We start from the raw sequence: 14,386 nt of genomic DNA, 5'->3' as shown, positions 1-14,386 counted from the left end.
ATTCAATTTTATACCTATTTAGCAAAAGACTGTTTCGGCAGTCTTTTTTTATATCCGATAAATCTCTTCAAAAAGTCATGAAAAAATTATAAATTTGCTGCCAAATGAATATTTCAGCTTACATTTTAGAATATCTGAAACAATTTGGAACTGTGACGGTTCCGAGCTTCGGTGTGTTTTCGCTTAAAAACTCCAAGGCAATTATTAATTCCGAGAACGGAAGCATCCTTCCGCCCGCAAGCGAGATCGTTTTTGCGGTAGATTATGAAATACAGTCTGACGAACTTGCGGCTTTTATAGCGGCACAGAAACAGATGTCTCTGGAGGCTTCCAAAAGCGATCTGAAGATCCAGACGGATTTCTGGAAGAAAAAACTTCAGGCAGATCAGACCCTGGAAATTCAAAACCTTGGAATGATCACTATTGAAGAAGATACTGCCCGTTTCAAAGGGAAAAGAATAGAATCGGGACATCCGGATTTCTATGGACTTGAAGAAATAAGGCTTTCCGATATTAATAATGGAGAAAAGATCAATACCACCGAAAACAGAGAAAAAGATTATACATTCAAAAAGTCTGTTCTTTGGATTTTCCTGGTTGCTGTTCCTGTTTTAGGAATTGTTTATCTGGCATTTACCCAGCAAGAACTTCTTTTCGGAAAAAAATCTTTTGATAAGGTTTCTGTGCAGACTTCTACGCACAGGATCGTAAAAGATACCATAAAAGTAATGGTTCATACGCCGGAAACAGCAGTTTCAGATTCCCTGAAAAAAGATTCATTATCAAAACCAGCCGGGAAAGGGACAAAACCCGCTCCGGCAGTTCAAAACCACACTAAGACTCAATGGCAAAAGTAAAAAAAGCGTCAGAATCCCTGACCATCATGACCAATATTGTTCTTCCGAACGAAACCAATTCCTTAAGAAACCTTTTCGGAGGTGAGCTTCTGGCAAAAATGGACCGTTGTGCTTCCATTTCTGCAGCAAGACACTGTGAGAGAAGAGTAGTAACGGCATCTGTTAACCACGTTTCTTTCAATCATCCTATTCCTGAGGGCGGAGTAGTAGTCCTGGAATCTAAAGTATCCAGAGCTTTCTCTACTTCAATGGAGGTGTATGTAGATGTATGGTTGGATGACCCGATCAATCAGAAGAAAATTCACACCAATGAAGGGATTTATACCTTCGTTGCGGTAGATGAATTCAACCGTCCTATTCCTATCCCGGATATGATCCCGGAAACAGAAGAAGAAATATTAAGACATGCTGCGGCCATCAGAAGAAAAGAACTCTCTCTTATCCTTTCAGGAAGAATGAAACCTCTTGATTCTGTAGAGCTTAAGAAATTGTTCCAGGAGCCGGAAGAAGTAAAAGAATCAAAGAAGGATAAGAAATAAATTCTGCCTTTGTAAAGACTTAAACACAAATAACACAAATGTCTGCACAGATTTTCACAAATGAATTGTGCAGAGTAAATGGAAAAAAATGATAGCATCAGATATTTCAGAAAACGATATATCAAGAATGGTGTATGAAACAGGATATCGTGTTCATAAAACCTTAGGTCCCGGACTTTTGGAAAGTGCTTATGAAGAATGTATGTTCTATGAGCTTAATAAGCATGAACTTCTGGTAGAAAAGCAAAAGCCAATGCCTTTGGTTTATGATGAAGTAAAGTTGGATGTAGGCTATAGGCTGGATTTCCTGATCGAAAGTAAATTTGTCTTAGAAATTAAATCGGTAGAGTCCTTGAATGACGTACATCTGGCTCAAATTCTGACTTATCTCCGTTTAAGCAACTGTAAGCTTGGAATGCTGATCAATTTTAATACCCTTCAATTTAAAAATGGGGTCAAAAGAGTAATCAATGGGACGCTATGAAATTCATATTTGTGTCATTTGTGAAATAATTAGTGTCATTAGTGTTTAAATTATTCGTGTTTAAAAAATGAAAATTCTCCTTTTAGATAAAAACCATCCTCTCATCACAGAACAGCTTTTAGCTAAAAATTTTGTGCTGGAAGAGGATTTCACGTCTTCTTACGATGAGGTTTGCCGTAAAATTGAAAATTATGACGGTATTATCATCAGAAGCAGAATTCCTTTGGATAAAAACTTTCTTGAAAAAGGGAAAAACCTGAAATTCATCGCCAGAGTAGGAGCGGGGATGGAGAATATTGATATTCCTGTCGCTGAAAAGCTGGGAATACAACTCATCAACTCTCCTGAAGGCAACAGAGACTCTGTAGCAGAACATGTTGTAGGCATGCTGTTGATTCTGATGAACCGCCTTTTTATTGCTTCTCAGGAAGTGAAAAACGGGATCTGGAAACGGGAAGAAAACAGAGGCGATGAGCTGCTTGGAAAAACCGTGGGACTTATCGGGTACGGGAATATGGGGAAAGCTACAGCGAAAAGATTTTCAGGTTTCGGCTGTAAAGTCATATTTCATGATATCCTTCCCGGTCTTTCAGACGAATATGCCACACAGGTAAGTTTGGAAGAATTAAAGCAGTCTGCGGATATCTTAAGTCTTCATATTCCATTAACTTCTGAAACCCATTATCTTGTTGATGAAAAGTTTATTTCAGCAATGGAAAAAGACTTCTATTTTGTGAATACCGCGAGAGGAAAAAACGTAGAAACTAAATATTTAGTTGAGGCTTTAAAATCAGGAAAGGTAAAAGGAGCTTGTCTTGATGTTCTTGAATATGAAAAGGCATCTTTTGAAAATCTAGAAACAGAAAACGGAGACCTTCAATACCTTCTAGAATCAGAAAAAACAATTGTAACACCGCATATAGCGGGCTGGACGCACCAAAGCAAGGAAAAGCTTGCGCAGGTGATTGTTGATAAAATTGTCGCTCAGTTCTGTTAAATTGATAAAAAGAATACAGATGCTTTGGCTTTGCTTAACAAATATTGGTAACAGTATCGTGATGAGTGAGGCCGAAGCATTTTACCATAATACATGAGTCTTCTCTAAAAGATTACTTTTCTGAGTTCAAAATTTCGCATAAGATTATGTTAAATAATTCATAATGTACGCTGCTTATTAAGAATTTATTTTTGAGTTTTATTAAATTGCTGCTCATTTTTGATACTCATGACGACGCGTAACTTTGTACTTATTGTAACTGTTTTTTTATCCCTTATTTCCTGTAAAAAAAATTCCGAATCCAAACAGGCTTCAGCAGAAAATACAACCCATCTTCCGAACTACGGAAATGTAGACCTGGACAATGTATTTACCAAAGCAGAAAGCCAGCTTGGTGATAAAGGAATATTAACAGGATACATCGACCAGTATTATAAAAAAATATGGGAAGGCGGAGACCTGAGTGGGGGAGTCCTTGTGGCAAAAGGAGACGAAATTCTGTATGAAAACTACAGAGGTTTCGGAAGAGAAGGAAATCAGATGCCTATCGATAAAAATACTCCGTTGCATGTAGCTTCAGTTTCAAAAACACTTACCGCAATGGCGATGTTAAAGCTCGTAGAAGCTGGAAAAATTAAACTTTCTGACCATCTGACCCAGTATTTTCCGGGATTTCCTTACCCGAATGTTACCGTACAGACTTTACTCGATCAGAGAAGTGGTCTTCCGAAATACGAATATTTTATTGCCAAAATACAGCCTGCTCCAGCTGAGCTTTCGAAAGCTTTCATTACCAATCAGGATGTCCTGAATATGCTCATTAAATACAAGCCAGAACTTGCGAGAGATACAGATACAGGATTTATGTACTGCAATACCAATTTTGCCATGCTGGCTTTACTGATCGAGAAGATTACCAAGACTCCTTTTCCGCAGGCTATGAAAGAAATGGTATTTCAGCCCCTGAAAATGGAGCACACTTATATTTTCCAGGAAAAAGATATTCCTACGGCAGCACAGTCCTTTTATTACGGAGGGAAAAAGTTGTATCCTCTGGACAGACTTGATCTTATTTACGGGGATAAAAACGTTTATACAACACCAAGAGACCTTTATAATTTCTCCAAAGCCATGTTTTCCAAGGATTTCCTAAAGCCGGATCTGATGCAGATGGTTTTCACACCTTACAGCAATGAAAAAGCAGGAATGAATAATTACGGACTCGGTTTCAGGATGAAAATCTTTGATAACGGAGAAAAGCTTACCTACCACAACGGCTGGTGGCATGGGACCAATTCTGTATTTGCGCATCTCTTAAAATCCAAAGTAACCATTGTAGCCATTGGAAACAGGTATTCAACTAAAGTCTATACAGCATTGGCGTTATCGGGATTATTCGAGGATTTTCCAGTTCAGAAAGATAAGCTGCACAGTGTAATGAACGATAATAAAGATACTTTAAATGCTGGACATGAAGTTTTTGGAGAATAATGTTTAATTTTGCTTAAACATATATGAAAAGACTTCTTCTATTATTCGTGATCTGCTTTCTTGTCCATTCATGTGCAAGAGTCGGGGCTCCTGTGGGAGGTCCGAAAGATACTCTGGCTCCAAAGTTTTTAAGCTCAAACATTGATAGCACAAGAATCAATGTCAAAAGAGATATCCACGAGCTTAGACTGGATTTTGATGAATATATTACTTTAAAGGATATCAATAAAAACCTGATCATCTCGCCGCCTATCAAAAGTATAAAGAGGATCCTCCCTTCCAATATCGCGAATAAGTATGTGATGATTCAATGGGAAGATACGCTTCAGGCCAATACAACCTATAACTTCAACTTTGGAAATTCTATTGCGGATAACAACGAAGCTAATATTCTCCGTTATTTCAATTTTGCATTTTCAACGGGTGATAAACTGGATGATCTCTATGTAAGCGGTGATATCACAGATGCGGTAGCTATTAAAAAGAAGCAGGGTGAAAATAAACTTGTGGTAGGACTCTACCAGGTGAAAGATACCATCAACTATAAGCAGAAGCCTTACTACATCACCAAAGTGGATGAAGACGGATATTATGAGCTTAATTATCTTACACCAGGAAAATATAAGATCATTGCCTTTGAGGATGAAAATGCAAATTCTGTATATGATCCCGGAAAAGAAAAAATTGGCTTCCAGAAAGAACCGATCGATGTTGAAAAGTCTGTCTCAGGATTAAATTTAAAGGTTTATCCTTCCAAAAAACCTGTGAAATATGGGGAAATGAAAGAAAGTCCGGGCGGAATTGTCATGACATTTGAAGGAAACCCTGAGAACGTGAAAGTAGCTTCTATCAACGAAAAGCTTCAGGATATTAAGGTCACTCACCGTCCGAAATCAGATTCTGTAAAGATATGGTTTGATGCTGTAAAAAGCGATGTGGGACAGACCACTAATGATAATCTTAAATTCAGCTATGATACCGGAAGCAAGCAGGATACGGTGTCTGTATTCTATAAATACAATAAGAAAAATGCTATGGATCTTGAGAATGATAATGGTGGCCCTGCCTTAGCCCCCAATTCTGATTTTAAGATAAGATCAGGTTATATCATCGATAAGATCAGTCCTGAAAAATGGGTTCTGAAAAGCGATAGTTTAACCACTCAGGAATTCACGGCTAAAATCTCTGAAACAAATCCTTATCAAATCCTGATACATTCAGATTTTGTGACAGGAAAAAAATACCAGCTAACTATTCCAAAAGAAACAGTTTCGTCATTCTACACTAAAAATGTACAGTCAAAGCGTTTCGATTTTGAGGTAGATAAAGTAGATCAGTTCGGAAGCTTAGCATTTACTATTCAGAATGCTCCGGATGCCAGCTATTGGATTCAGCTTCTGGATAGTTCTGATAAAGTAATCTATTCAAGCTATACCAAAGGAAACAACGTGAAATTTGACATCCTTAAGCCTAATGAATATATTGTAAGAATATTGGTAGATAACAACGGAAATAAATTCTGGGATGAAGCCGATTTTGAAACAGAAACGTTTGCAGAAGACTCCTATGTATTCTACAAAAAAGCGATTGTGAGGGCACTATGGGAAACCAAGGAAGACTGGGATCTGAAAGATACCAGAACGCTTGATAACCCTAAAGGAAATACTCCTAAGCCTGCAGATACTCCAAAAGAAGATACTCCGAAAGAAACGGTGCAGAAGGAAGTGGATAAAGAACTGAAGTCAGAATCCGGAAATGCAGTCTTGACACCGGTAAAGTAGAAATATGAAAACGGTAAAGAAAGTATTATTTTGGACACTGGTGGCTTTTGCGATAATCCAGTTTATTCCTATTGATAAAGTGAATAAACCTGTTGATAAAGCAGTGAATTTTGTTGATGCTGAAAAGACTCCGGAGAAGATCAGCGGCTTAATAAAAGGAGCATGCTATGATTGCCATTCCAATGAAACGGTTTATCCCAAATATGCAGATATAGCCCCTGTTTCATGGTCTGTAAAAAGCCATGTCAACGAAGGGAGAGAACATCTCAATTTTTCTGTTTGGGATACCTATAACAAGGAGCTAAAGGAAAGCATGCTGAATAAGGCCATCCAGACTGTCCAAAATAAGACTATGCCTATGCCGGGCTACATTGTTTATCATGATGCAGCCAATCTATCAGATGCAGAAAGAACACTGCTGACTCATTACTTCGGGAATAAGCTGAAATCAAAGTCTTACTAGCTGTAATAAAAATAAAAATTCCCGCAGATTTCACAGGCCTGGTACAAATGATGTTTTATCATGATGCGCCACCTGCAAAATCTGCGGGATATTTTTGTCATATTATTTAGATGTTCTTCAAATATTCCTCAAAAAACTTCTTTTGAGAATCAAAAGCAAGATTATCAAGATCCAATGCATTCAAAGAAATCCAAATAGCCTCTGATATTTCAGAAAGTTCAAGGTTCACCTCAAATTTCTCCGAAACAGTGTATTCATAAAACAGATCGATGGTATTATAATCAATTTCCTTGTATTGATAAATATTTGGAAGACTGGTCAAATACCTTAAATTTGAAAGGTCTACATCAAGCTGAAGTTCTTCAAAAAGCTCTCTTTTACACGCCTCCTCTGCGCTTTCCTTTGGATCTACGAAACCTCCGGCCAGATCGAGTTTCCCCTTTTTAGGATCACGATTTCTTCTGGTAAGATAAATTTCGTCACCACATCGGATAACAGCTGCTACTGCGCCGGCAACGTTATTGTAAAGTCTGAAATCACATTCGGGGCAGCTCCATTTTTTTTCGCCATCCCAGTGTAGTGTTTCTTTGCCACAGCTTGGGCAATATTTCAATAATTTCATCTGTTTATACTTGTTTTATCAAAGGTCAGATGGAACTTCTTTTCATTGAGCAATATTAATATTTCTCGGATGGTAATTCAATATAACATCCCGAAGTTCTTCTGTCTTCAGATGGGTATAGATCTCCGTTGTCGTAATACTGGAATGTCCCAGCATTTCCTGAATATAACGAAGGTCTGCTCCATTCTGTAAAAGGTGCGTAGCAAAAGAATGTCTGAAGGTATGTGGAGATATTTTTTTGCTTACTCCAGCTTTGTCCGTAAGTTCTTTTATAATCAGAAATACGATCACTCTGGACATAGATGTTCCGCGGCTGTTAAGAAACAGCGTATCCTCATATTTTTTATTGATCTTATTGTTCGAGCGTACTTCTTTAATGTACGTTTCCAAAAGTTCAGCAGTATAATCCGCCAAAGGAACAAAACGGGTTTTATTTCCCTTTCCGTTTACTTTGATGTACTGTTCTTTGAAATTAATGTTCGAAATTTTTAGATCAATAAGTTCTGAGACGCGTAATCCGCATCCGTAAAGAACTTCAATGATACAGTGATTTCTCTTTCCGAGATCAGAATTGGCCTCAATGGCTGCGATGATCTTGTTGATATCAGGCAGGCTTAAGGTGTCAGGAAGATATAATCCCAATTTTGGGCCTTCAAGCAATGATGCTGGATTGTCTTCTCTAAACTCGTCCTCAATCAGAAACTTGAAGAAAGCTTTTATAGAAGAAATCCATCTTGCTTGAGATCTTTCGCTGAACTTTTGTTTGGAAAGATTGAAGATGTATTCCTGTAAGTTTTCGTACCCGATAGCGTCTGGTCCGACGTTTGCCAGATCTTCTTTCGCGTAATCTTTTAATTTTTTGATGTCTCGAATATAGGCGTCGAGAGTGTTTTCTGAAAAATTTCTTTCGAAGCGAAGAAATATTTCAAAATCTTTGATTTTTTCATCCCAGGTCATTTGTGCTTATTTTTTTAGTTCACAGTCCGATATTTGTTCTATTTCAATGTTATGGTTTCTCAAGAACGCAATACCGTCGTCGTCTGAATACTCATTAATATACACCAGTCTTGTAATTCCTGCCTGTAAAATCAGTTTGCTGCATTCTTTACAGGGCGACAGCGTTAAATATAACGTGGCTCCTTTTGCAGACTGAGTGGAAGCAGCCAGCTTTAATATCGCATTGGCTTCCGCATGAAGTACATACCAGTGTGTTTTCCCCTCTCCATCTTCACAGCAGTTTTCAAACCCCGAAGGCGTTCCGTTGTAACCATCTGAAATAATCATCCTATCTTTTACGATAAGTGCTCCTACCTGTTTTCTCTTACAGTAGGATAGTTTTGCCCACTCCTGGGCCATTTTTAGATAAGCTTTATCAAACTTATTCATACCGCTACATTAGTTTTTTTCGAAATAATTTGGATTAAAAATCTTAGAAGTTAGGCTTTCTTTTCTCTATAAAAGCGGTAACTCCTTCTTTCTTGTCTGCCATTTCAAAAAGTTCCCCGAAATACTTGATTTCAGATTCAAAACCTTTATCTGTATCAGACAAGTTTACGGCCTTAATGGCCTTTGATATAGCCATTGGTGAGTTATTGGCTATACTACTCGCTAATTCTTTTGTTTTGGTTAATAGTTCTTCAATAGGGTATACTTCATTCACTAATCCGATTTCTTTTGCTCTTTGAGCAGGAATCATTTTAGCAGAGAAGATCATTTCGTTGGCAATGCCTTTTCCTACAAGTTTAGGAAGTCTTTGGGTTCCTCCGTAGCCTGGAATTAATCCAAGTGTTACTTCCGGAAGCCCCAGTTTTGCATTCTCTGATGCATATCTGATATGGCACGCCATGGCAAGCTCTAAACCTCCTCCTAATGCGAAACCATTAACGGCTGCAATAACAGGCTTAGATGTATTTTCAATTTTGTTGAACAGGGTATTATGCCCGTTTCTGGCCAGTTCTTCGGCTTTTTCCTGTCCAAAATCACTGAATTCTTTTATATCGGCTCCAGCTACGAATGATTTTTCGCCACTTCCTGTAATGATAATAACTCTACAGGTTGGGTCAGCATTAAGTTCATCCATCGCTGAGCTTATCTCTTGAATAGTTTTTGCATTTAAAGCGTTTAAGCTTTGAGGTCTGTTTATAGTTACGACCGCTAATCTATCTTCTTTTTCTAATAATATATTTTCGTAACTCATTTTTCCACTTTAAAATATTATTTTCTGCAAATTATAAATTTTTTACAAAAAAAAGGAAAAAATATTAGTTTTTTTTCCTTTTTTTTGATTTATCATTCAAAATACTATTTCGAATGATTCATCATATTTGCATCTATATTGATATTTAGCTGTGATGCCACTTTCATGCCAAGCTCAATATTAGCCCTGAAAAAATGACATAGCTGACGGTTGATGATCTCATCTCTTTTCGGTCCTGTAATTCCTTTCATGCTTCCGATGATGTTGTTGATTAGGTGTTCTCTATCTTCAGCAGTCATGGATTTTGTATACAGTAATCCGGGTTGAGTGTAATGATCATCATCATTTTCGTTTCTGTTGTAATTCGCGACATGGGCACTGTCCAGCTCATATTCATAATTCTTGTAGGCCGGGTCCGGCTTCACATCGTCAAAGCTGTTTGGGTAATAATTCGGCTTGTCCTGGTACTCACTGGAATCTGCCATGAAACCATCTCTCTGGTAGTTATTGACCGCAAAAGGGCATCGGTTCACTTCCAGCTGATGAGCATTTACCCCAACTCTGTACCTGTGGGCATCAGGATAAGAGAACAATCTTCCCTGAAGCATTTTGTCCGGTGAAAAACTTATTCCGTTCACAAGGCTGCTTGGTGAAAAAGTGGACTGTTCTACATGGGCAAAATAATTCACAGGAATTTCATTCAGTTCCATTTCACCTACTTCGATCATCGGGTAGTCATCGTGGAACCAGACTTTGGTAACATCAAAAGGATTCCATCTGAAATCTTTTGCCTGCTCCTCTGTCATCACCTGAATATACATTGTCCATTTCGGGAAATCTCCGTTTTCAATAGCGTTACAAAGGTCTTCCTGTGCAAAATCCGGGTTTTCACCTGCCATTTGTACCGCTTCCGCATCGGTAAAGTTTTTAATTCCCTGTTTGGTTTTAAAATGGAATTTTACCCATACTCTTTCATTTTGAGCATTAATCATCGCGAAAGTATGAGATCCGAATCCATGCATATGTCTATAGCCATGCGGAGTTCCTCTGTCCGACATTAATATAAGGACCTGATGAAGAGACTCCGGATTGTGGCTCCAGAAATCCCACATCATCGTGGCACTTTTTAAATTGGTTTTCGGAACCCTTTTCTGTGTGTGGATAAAGTCCGGGAATTTTTTAGCATCCTTAATAAAAAATACAGGTGTATTATTTCCTACCAGGTCCCAGTTTCCGTCTTCCGTATAAAATTTCAAAGCAAAACCTCTAGGATCCCTTGCTGTATCTGCACTACCTTTTTCTCCACCTACAGTAGAGAACCGGGCAAACATTCTGCATGAATTTCCAACTTTTGAAAATAATTTAGCTTTCGTATACTGACTGATATCATGAGTGACAGTAAATGTTCCATAAGCACCGCTTCCTTTGGCATGTACAATTCTTTCAGGAATTCTTTCCCTAACAAAGTGCGCAAGGTTTTCCTGAAGAATAAAATCCTGCAAAAGCACAGGCCCTCTCGGACCTACAGTTTGTGAGTCCTGGTGTTCAAAATAAGGAGCGCCATTGCTGAGCGTTAATTTTTTAGAATCCATATCGTTATGATTTGTATGATTGATTTCCCTTGTAAACGTCTTATGCAGACGTATTAAATATCAAATTTACTTGAATTTTTGATTACTAATAGCAAAAACCTTTTATCTTTGTAATAGATAATATTAATCAGATGAACATTCAGCAACTGGAGTATCTTATCGCTGTAGATAAGTACAAACATTTTGGTAAAGCAGCTCAGGCTTGCTTTATTACGCAGCCCACGTTAAGCGCGATGATACAAAAATTTGAGGATGAACTGGATGTGAAGGTGTTCGACAGAACTACGCACCCGATCCGTACCACAGATGTGGGGCTTCAGATCATTGATCAGGCAAAGGTAATTATAGAATCTGTCAATGAGCTGAAAAATAAAGCGAATCTTCTGAATAATATTTTGGGTGGAACAATCAATCTGGGAATTATTCCTACCGTTTCTTCATTCATTTTGCCAACAGAAATCTTTAAGTTTTTGGAAGACAACCCAAAAATACAGATGAATGTGAAGGAAATGACCACGGATAACATTATAAAAGCTTTAAAAGCCGGAGAGTTGGATGCAGGGATTATCTCTACACCCTATGATACTGCCGATGAATTTTATCAGGATTTCCTGTTCAATGAAGAGTTGATGATCTACAGTTCCAATACGGAAGCGAATAAAAAGAACTCTTATATCATCCCTGAAGAACTAAATGTTGAAAAAGTATGGCTTCTGGAAGAAGGAAACTGTTTGAGAAACCAGTTTGAGAATATCTGCCACCTTAAAGAAAATACATTAAAGCCTAAGAACTTAGATTTCCTGGCATCCAATATTCAGACATTGGTGCATATGGTAGATAAAGTAGGAGGAATCAGTATTCTTCCGGAATTGGCATTGAGTCAGCTTTCAGATGAACAGAAGGAAAATGTCTTCAGATTTAAGAAGCCTTTCCCTTACAGAGAGATCAAAATCATCTATTATAAGCCGACCTTTAAGCAGAAAATCATTGATGAATTATCTCACTCTATCAAAAGTTCCCTGGAGCTTAAGCTTAATTATCATATCAACCCGAAGGAATTTGTGAGCATCAAGCCGCAATGAACTAAGAAGTCCGCAAAGTGATTTAAATCATTAATTTTAAGAAAATTATAATTAATAAGCAAAATTCTTTAGTATTAAAAAAATAGTACTTAAATTTGCAGACGTTTATAAACGAGGAAAAATTTGACCTGATTGCAACCTCTCTAAAAATATGCTAAAACAGTATTCTTTTTTCTGGGCAATTATTCTTATTTTTCTTCACTTAATTTTAATCTAAAAAACAAAGAATAATATGTCTTATCTATTTACATCTGAATCAGTTTCAGAAGGACATCCGGATAAAATTGCCGACCAAATTTCCGATGCATTAATCGATCATTTTTTAGCATACGATAAAAACTCCAAAGTAGCGTGTGAGACTCTTGTAACTACCGGGCAGGTTGTACTTGCCGGAGAGGTGAAGTCTGATGCCTATCTTGATGTACAGACTATTGCAAGAGATGTTATCAACGGAATAGGCTATACTAAAGGAGAATATATGTTCAACGGTGATTCATGCGGGGTAATCTCTGCCATCCACGAGCAGTCTCCTGATATCAATCAAGGGGTAGACAGAGCTGTAAACGACGAGTCTTTTGAGGCTAAAGCAAACGCACAGGGAGCTGGTGACCAAGGGATGATGTTCGGGTATGCAACCAACGAGACGGCTAATTATATGCCTCTTGCTTTAGACCTTGCCCATACTATCCTTAAAGAACTTTCTGTATTGAGAAGAGACGGAAGCGAAATCACTTACCTTCGTCCGGATGCAAAAAGCCAGGTAACTATCGAATATTCTGATGACCATAAGCCGGTAAGAATTGATTCTATCGTAGTTTCTACACAGCACGATGACTTTGGAACTGAAGAAGACATGCTGAACAAGATCCGTGAAGACATCAAAAGTATTCTGGTACCAAGAGTCGTGGCTCAACAGACTGAAGAAATCAAGGCATTGTTCAACGACCAGATCAAATATCACATCAATCCTACCGGTAAATTTGTGATCGGAGGTCCTCACGGGGATACAGGTCTTACAGGAAGAAAGATTATTGTAGATACTTACGGAGGAAAAGGTGCTCACGGCGGTGGTGCTTTCTCTGGAAAAGACCCTTCAAAAGTAGACCGAAGTGCTGCTTATGCAACAAGACACATTGCCAAGAACTTAGTAGCTGCAGGAGTAGCTGATGAAGTTCTGGTACAGGTTTCTTATGCTATCGGTGTTGCTGAACCTTGTGGTTTATACATCAATACATATGGAACTGCGAAAGTAGAGCTTAACGACGGTGAAATTGCAAGGAAGGTATCTACCATCTTCGATTTAAGACCATATGCCATTGAGCAGAACTTAAAATTAAGAAACCCTATTTATTTGGAAACGGCTTCTTACGGACACATGGGGAAAGAACATTATACAGCTGATAAAACATTCAATAAAGGTCAGAAAAATGAACTTACTCTTAAAGGTCTTGAGTTCTTTACCTGGGAAAAACTGGATAAAGTAGACGAAATTAAAGCTTCTTTCGGAATTTAATTTCTCTTCAGAAATAATAAATAGACTGCTTTATCTTTGGGTAAGGCAGTTTTTTTTAATTTTACACCTTAAATAATTTAAAGATGATGAATTTTAGATCAGCAGTAACTGTACTTTTTATATTTTTCCTGAGCGTAATGACAAAGGCACAATACACCATGCACAAAATGGTCAGTGTGGGGTATACCTACCAGAACCAGAGCTTTGGGGAAGTGGGAGGGAAGCTGCTTTTCCTGAAGAATGATGATGTGATTTACAGGCTGGGAGGCTCTGCTTTAATGGGTTCTGCCGGTTCTAAATTTGCGATCATGCCAAAACTGCAGGCAGATGTACTCCTGAATTTTGAGAAAAATGTAGACTTTTATCATTCCTATTATCTTTTGATAGGGGCAGAAGGATCGAATAAATATATCGCTCCCAAAATTGGCGTTACCCTTTTCGGACTTTTAGACCTTGCAGGAGGCTATGCTTTCCCGATTGGAGATGCCCGTTTAAACGGAAAAGAGATGAAAGGTTTAAATGTTAATTTAACATTAAATATCCCTACAGTGTTTATTCATGATATGTTTAAATAAATTTTTTTAAATTTTTCTCGTAAAAATTTAATAATTGGTTAACAGTTATTAAAAAATTATTATATTTACACCACATAATAATTGTACTGCCTATTGATTTTACTTTACTCTAAAGAACTGTTTTGTATTTACAGCTACGGCCAGATAAAATATCTGGAGAATTGCTGATCTGCAAATTTTTTATTATTGAGAA

Annotated in this window: 15 protein-coding genes; 10 read left to right on the top strand and 5 right to left on the bottom strand. The window is 37.8% G+C overall.

Annotated features, from left to right (window positions below):
* Window positions 1–104: 104 nt before the first annotated feature.
* From HHL23_RS07090 to HHL23_RS07060, 7 genes are all read left to right on the top strand, one after another.
* Window positions 105–857 (top strand): HU domain-containing protein, encoded by a 753-nt coding sequence (locus HHL23_RS07090; RefSeq protein WP_169234115.1) that lies wholly within the window; start codon window positions 105–107, stop codon window positions 855–857.
* A complete protein-coding gene (locus HHL23_RS07085) occupies window positions 845–1,396 on the top strand; it encodes an acyl-CoA thioesterase (RefSeq protein ID WP_169234114.1) in 552 nt (183 codons plus the stop codon). The genes HHL23_RS07090 and HHL23_RS07085 overlap by 13 nt, the downstream gene beginning before the upstream one ends.
* Window positions 1,397–1,484: 88 nt before the next feature.
* The gene (locus tag HHL23_RS07080) at window positions 1,485–1,880 is read left to right on the top strand and encodes a GxxExxY protein (RefSeq protein ID WP_194306282.1); all 396 of its coding nucleotides are present in this window, start codon (window positions 1,485–1,487) and stop codon (window positions 1,878–1,880) included.
* Window positions 1,881–1,947: 67 nt separating this feature from the next.
* Window positions 1,948–2,877 carry a 2-hydroxyacid dehydrogenase gene (locus HHL23_RS07075; RefSeq protein ID WP_169234113.1) on the top strand — a complete coding sequence of 310 codons (930 nt, stop codon included), beginning with the start codon at window positions 1,948–1,950 and terminating at the stop codon, window positions 2,875–2,877.
* Between the two features lie 228 nt (window positions 2,878–3,105).
* Entirely contained in the window at window positions 3,106–4,368 is a 1,263-nt protein-coding gene (locus HHL23_RS07070; protein ID WP_169234112.1) for a serine hydrolase domain-containing protein, read from the top strand.
* Between the two features lie 23 nt (window positions 4,369–4,391).
* Entirely contained in the window at window positions 4,392–6,149 is a 1,758-nt protein-coding gene (locus HHL23_RS07065) for an Ig-like domain-containing protein (RefSeq protein ID WP_169234111.1), read from the top strand.
* A 4-nt stretch (window positions 6,150–6,153) separates the two neighbouring features.
* Entirely contained in the window at window positions 6,154–6,612 is a 459-nt protein-coding gene (locus HHL23_RS07060; RefSeq protein ID WP_169234110.1) for a heme-binding domain-containing protein, read from the top strand.
* A 106-nt stretch (window positions 6,613–6,718) separates the two neighbouring features.
* On the opposite strand, the gene HHL23_RS07055 is transcribed toward HHL23_RS07060, so the two are convergent.
* The 5 genes from HHL23_RS07055 to HHL23_RS07035 all read right to left on the bottom strand — a co-directional run bounded on the left by HHL23_RS07055 (window position 6,719) and on the right by HHL23_RS07035 (window position 11,023).
* The gene (locus HHL23_RS07055; protein ID WP_169234109.1) at window positions 6,719–7,234 is read right to left on the bottom strand and encodes an NUDIX hydrolase; all 516 of its coding nucleotides are present in this window, start codon (window positions 7,232–7,234) and stop codon (window positions 6,719–6,721) included.
* 42 nt (window positions 7,235–7,276) lie between these two features.
* Window positions 7,277–8,191, bottom strand: coding sequence for a site-specific tyrosine recombinase XerD (xerD, locus tag HHL23_RS07050; RefSeq protein WP_169234108.1), 915 nt, complete (start codon window positions 8,189–8,191; stop codon window positions 7,277–7,279).
* A 6-nt stretch (window positions 8,192–8,197) separates the two neighbouring features.
* Complete coding sequence (locus HHL23_RS07045) at window positions 8,198–8,620, bottom strand: deoxycytidylate deaminase (RefSeq protein ID WP_111958590.1); 423 nt, start codon at window positions 8,618–8,620, stop codon at window positions 8,198–8,200.
* Window positions 8,621–8,663: 43 nt separating this feature from the next.
* On the bottom strand, window positions 8,664–9,431 hold the full coding sequence (locus HHL23_RS07040) for an enoyl-CoA hydratase/isomerase family protein (protein WP_169234107.1): 768 nt from the start codon (window positions 9,429–9,431) through the stop codon (window positions 8,664–8,666).
* A 104-nt stretch (window positions 9,432–9,535) separates the two neighbouring features.
* On the bottom strand, window positions 9,536–11,023 hold the full coding sequence (locus HHL23_RS07035) for a catalase (protein ID WP_169234106.1): 1,488 nt from the start codon (window positions 11,021–11,023) through the stop codon (window positions 9,536–9,538).
* 131 nt (window positions 11,024–11,154) lie between these two features.
* On the opposite strand from HHL23_RS07035, the gene HHL23_RS07030 reads away from it, so the two are divergent.
* The 3 genes from HHL23_RS07030 (at window position 11,155) to HHL23_RS07020 (ending at window position 14,193) form a co-directional block, all read left to right on the top strand.
* Window positions 11,155–12,105 carry a LysR substrate-binding domain-containing protein gene (locus tag HHL23_RS07030; protein ID WP_169234105.1) on the top strand — a complete coding sequence of 317 codons (951 nt, stop codon included), beginning with the start codon at window positions 11,155–11,157 and terminating at the stop codon, window positions 12,103–12,105.
* A 232-nt stretch (window positions 12,106–12,337) separates the two neighbouring features.
* Entirely contained in the window at window positions 12,338–13,618 is a 1,281-nt protein-coding gene (metK, locus tag HHL23_RS07025) for a methionine adenosyltransferase (protein ID WP_169234104.1), read from the top strand.
* Window positions 13,619–13,701: 83 nt separating this feature from the next.
* Entirely contained in the window at window positions 13,702–14,193 is a 492-nt protein-coding gene (locus HHL23_RS07020) for a hypothetical protein (RefSeq protein ID WP_169234103.1), read from the top strand.
* Window positions 14,194–14,386: the final 193 nt, after the last annotated feature.

The organism is Chryseobacterium antibioticum (assembly GCF_012927325.1).
Classification (GTDB): Bacteria; Bacteroidota; Bacteroidia; order Flavobacteriales; family Weeksellaceae; genus Chryseobacterium; species Chryseobacterium antibioticum.
This window is presented reverse-complemented; position numbering and strand designations above follow the sequence as displayed.

What these genes read in the sequence shown, in the direction of transcription:
- HHL23_RS07060 (WP_169234110.1), top strand. Translation starts at nt 6,154, where the DNA reads ATGAAAACGGTAAAGAAAGTATTATTTTGGACACTGGTGGCTTTTGCG.
- HHL23_RS07065 (WP_169234111.1), top strand. Translation starts at nt 4,392, where the DNA reads ATGAAAAGACTTCTTCTATTATTCGTGATCTGCTTTCTTGTCCATTCA.
- xerD (WP_169234108.1), bottom strand. Translation starts at nt 8,191, where the DNA reads ATGACCTGGGATGAAAAAATCAAAGATTTTGAAATATTTCTTCGCTTC.
- HHL23_RS07090 (WP_169234115.1), top strand. Translation starts at nt 105, where the DNA reads ATGAATATTTCAGCTTACATTTTAGAATATCTGAAACAATTTGGAACT.
- metK (WP_169234104.1), top strand. Translation starts at nt 12,338, where the DNA reads ATGTCTTATCTATTTACATCTGAATCAGTTTCAGAAGGACATCCGGAT.
- HHL23_RS07030 (WP_169234105.1), top strand. Translation starts at nt 11,155, where the DNA reads ATGAACATTCAGCAACTGGAGTATCTTATCGCTGTAGATAAGTACAAA.
- HHL23_RS07040 (WP_169234107.1), bottom strand. Translation starts at nt 9,431, where the DNA reads ATGAGTTACGAAAATATATTATTAGAAAAAGAAGATAGATTAGCGGTC.
- HHL23_RS07070 (WP_169234112.1), top strand. Translation starts at nt 3,106, where the DNA reads ATGACGACGCGTAACTTTGTACTTATTGTAACTGTTTTTTTATCCCTT.
- HHL23_RS07020 (WP_169234103.1), top strand. Translation starts at nt 13,702, where the DNA reads ATGATGAATTTTAGATCAGCAGTAACTGTACTTTTTATATTTTTCCTG.
- HHL23_RS07075 (WP_169234113.1), top strand. Translation starts at nt 1,948, where the DNA reads ATGAAAATTCTCCTTTTAGATAAAAACCATCCTCTCATCACAGAACAG.
- HHL23_RS07085 (WP_169234114.1), top strand. Translation starts at nt 845, where the DNA reads ATGGCAAAAGTAAAAAAAGCGTCAGAATCCCTGACCATCATGACCAAT.
- HHL23_RS07080 (WP_194306282.1), top strand. Translation starts at nt 1,485, where the DNA reads ATGATAGCATCAGATATTTCAGAAAACGATATATCAAGAATGGTGTAT.
- HHL23_RS07035 (WP_169234106.1), bottom strand. Translation starts at nt 11,023, where the DNA reads ATGGATTCTAAAAAATTAACGCTCAGCAATGGCGCTCCTTATTTTGAA.
- HHL23_RS07055 (WP_169234109.1), bottom strand. Translation starts at nt 7,234, where the DNA reads ATGAAATTATTGAAATATTGCCCAAGCTGTGGCAAAGAAACACTACAC.
- HHL23_RS07045 (WP_111958590.1), bottom strand. Translation starts at nt 8,620, where the DNA reads ATGAATAAGTTTGATAAAGCTTATCTAAAAATGGCCCAGGAGTGGGCA.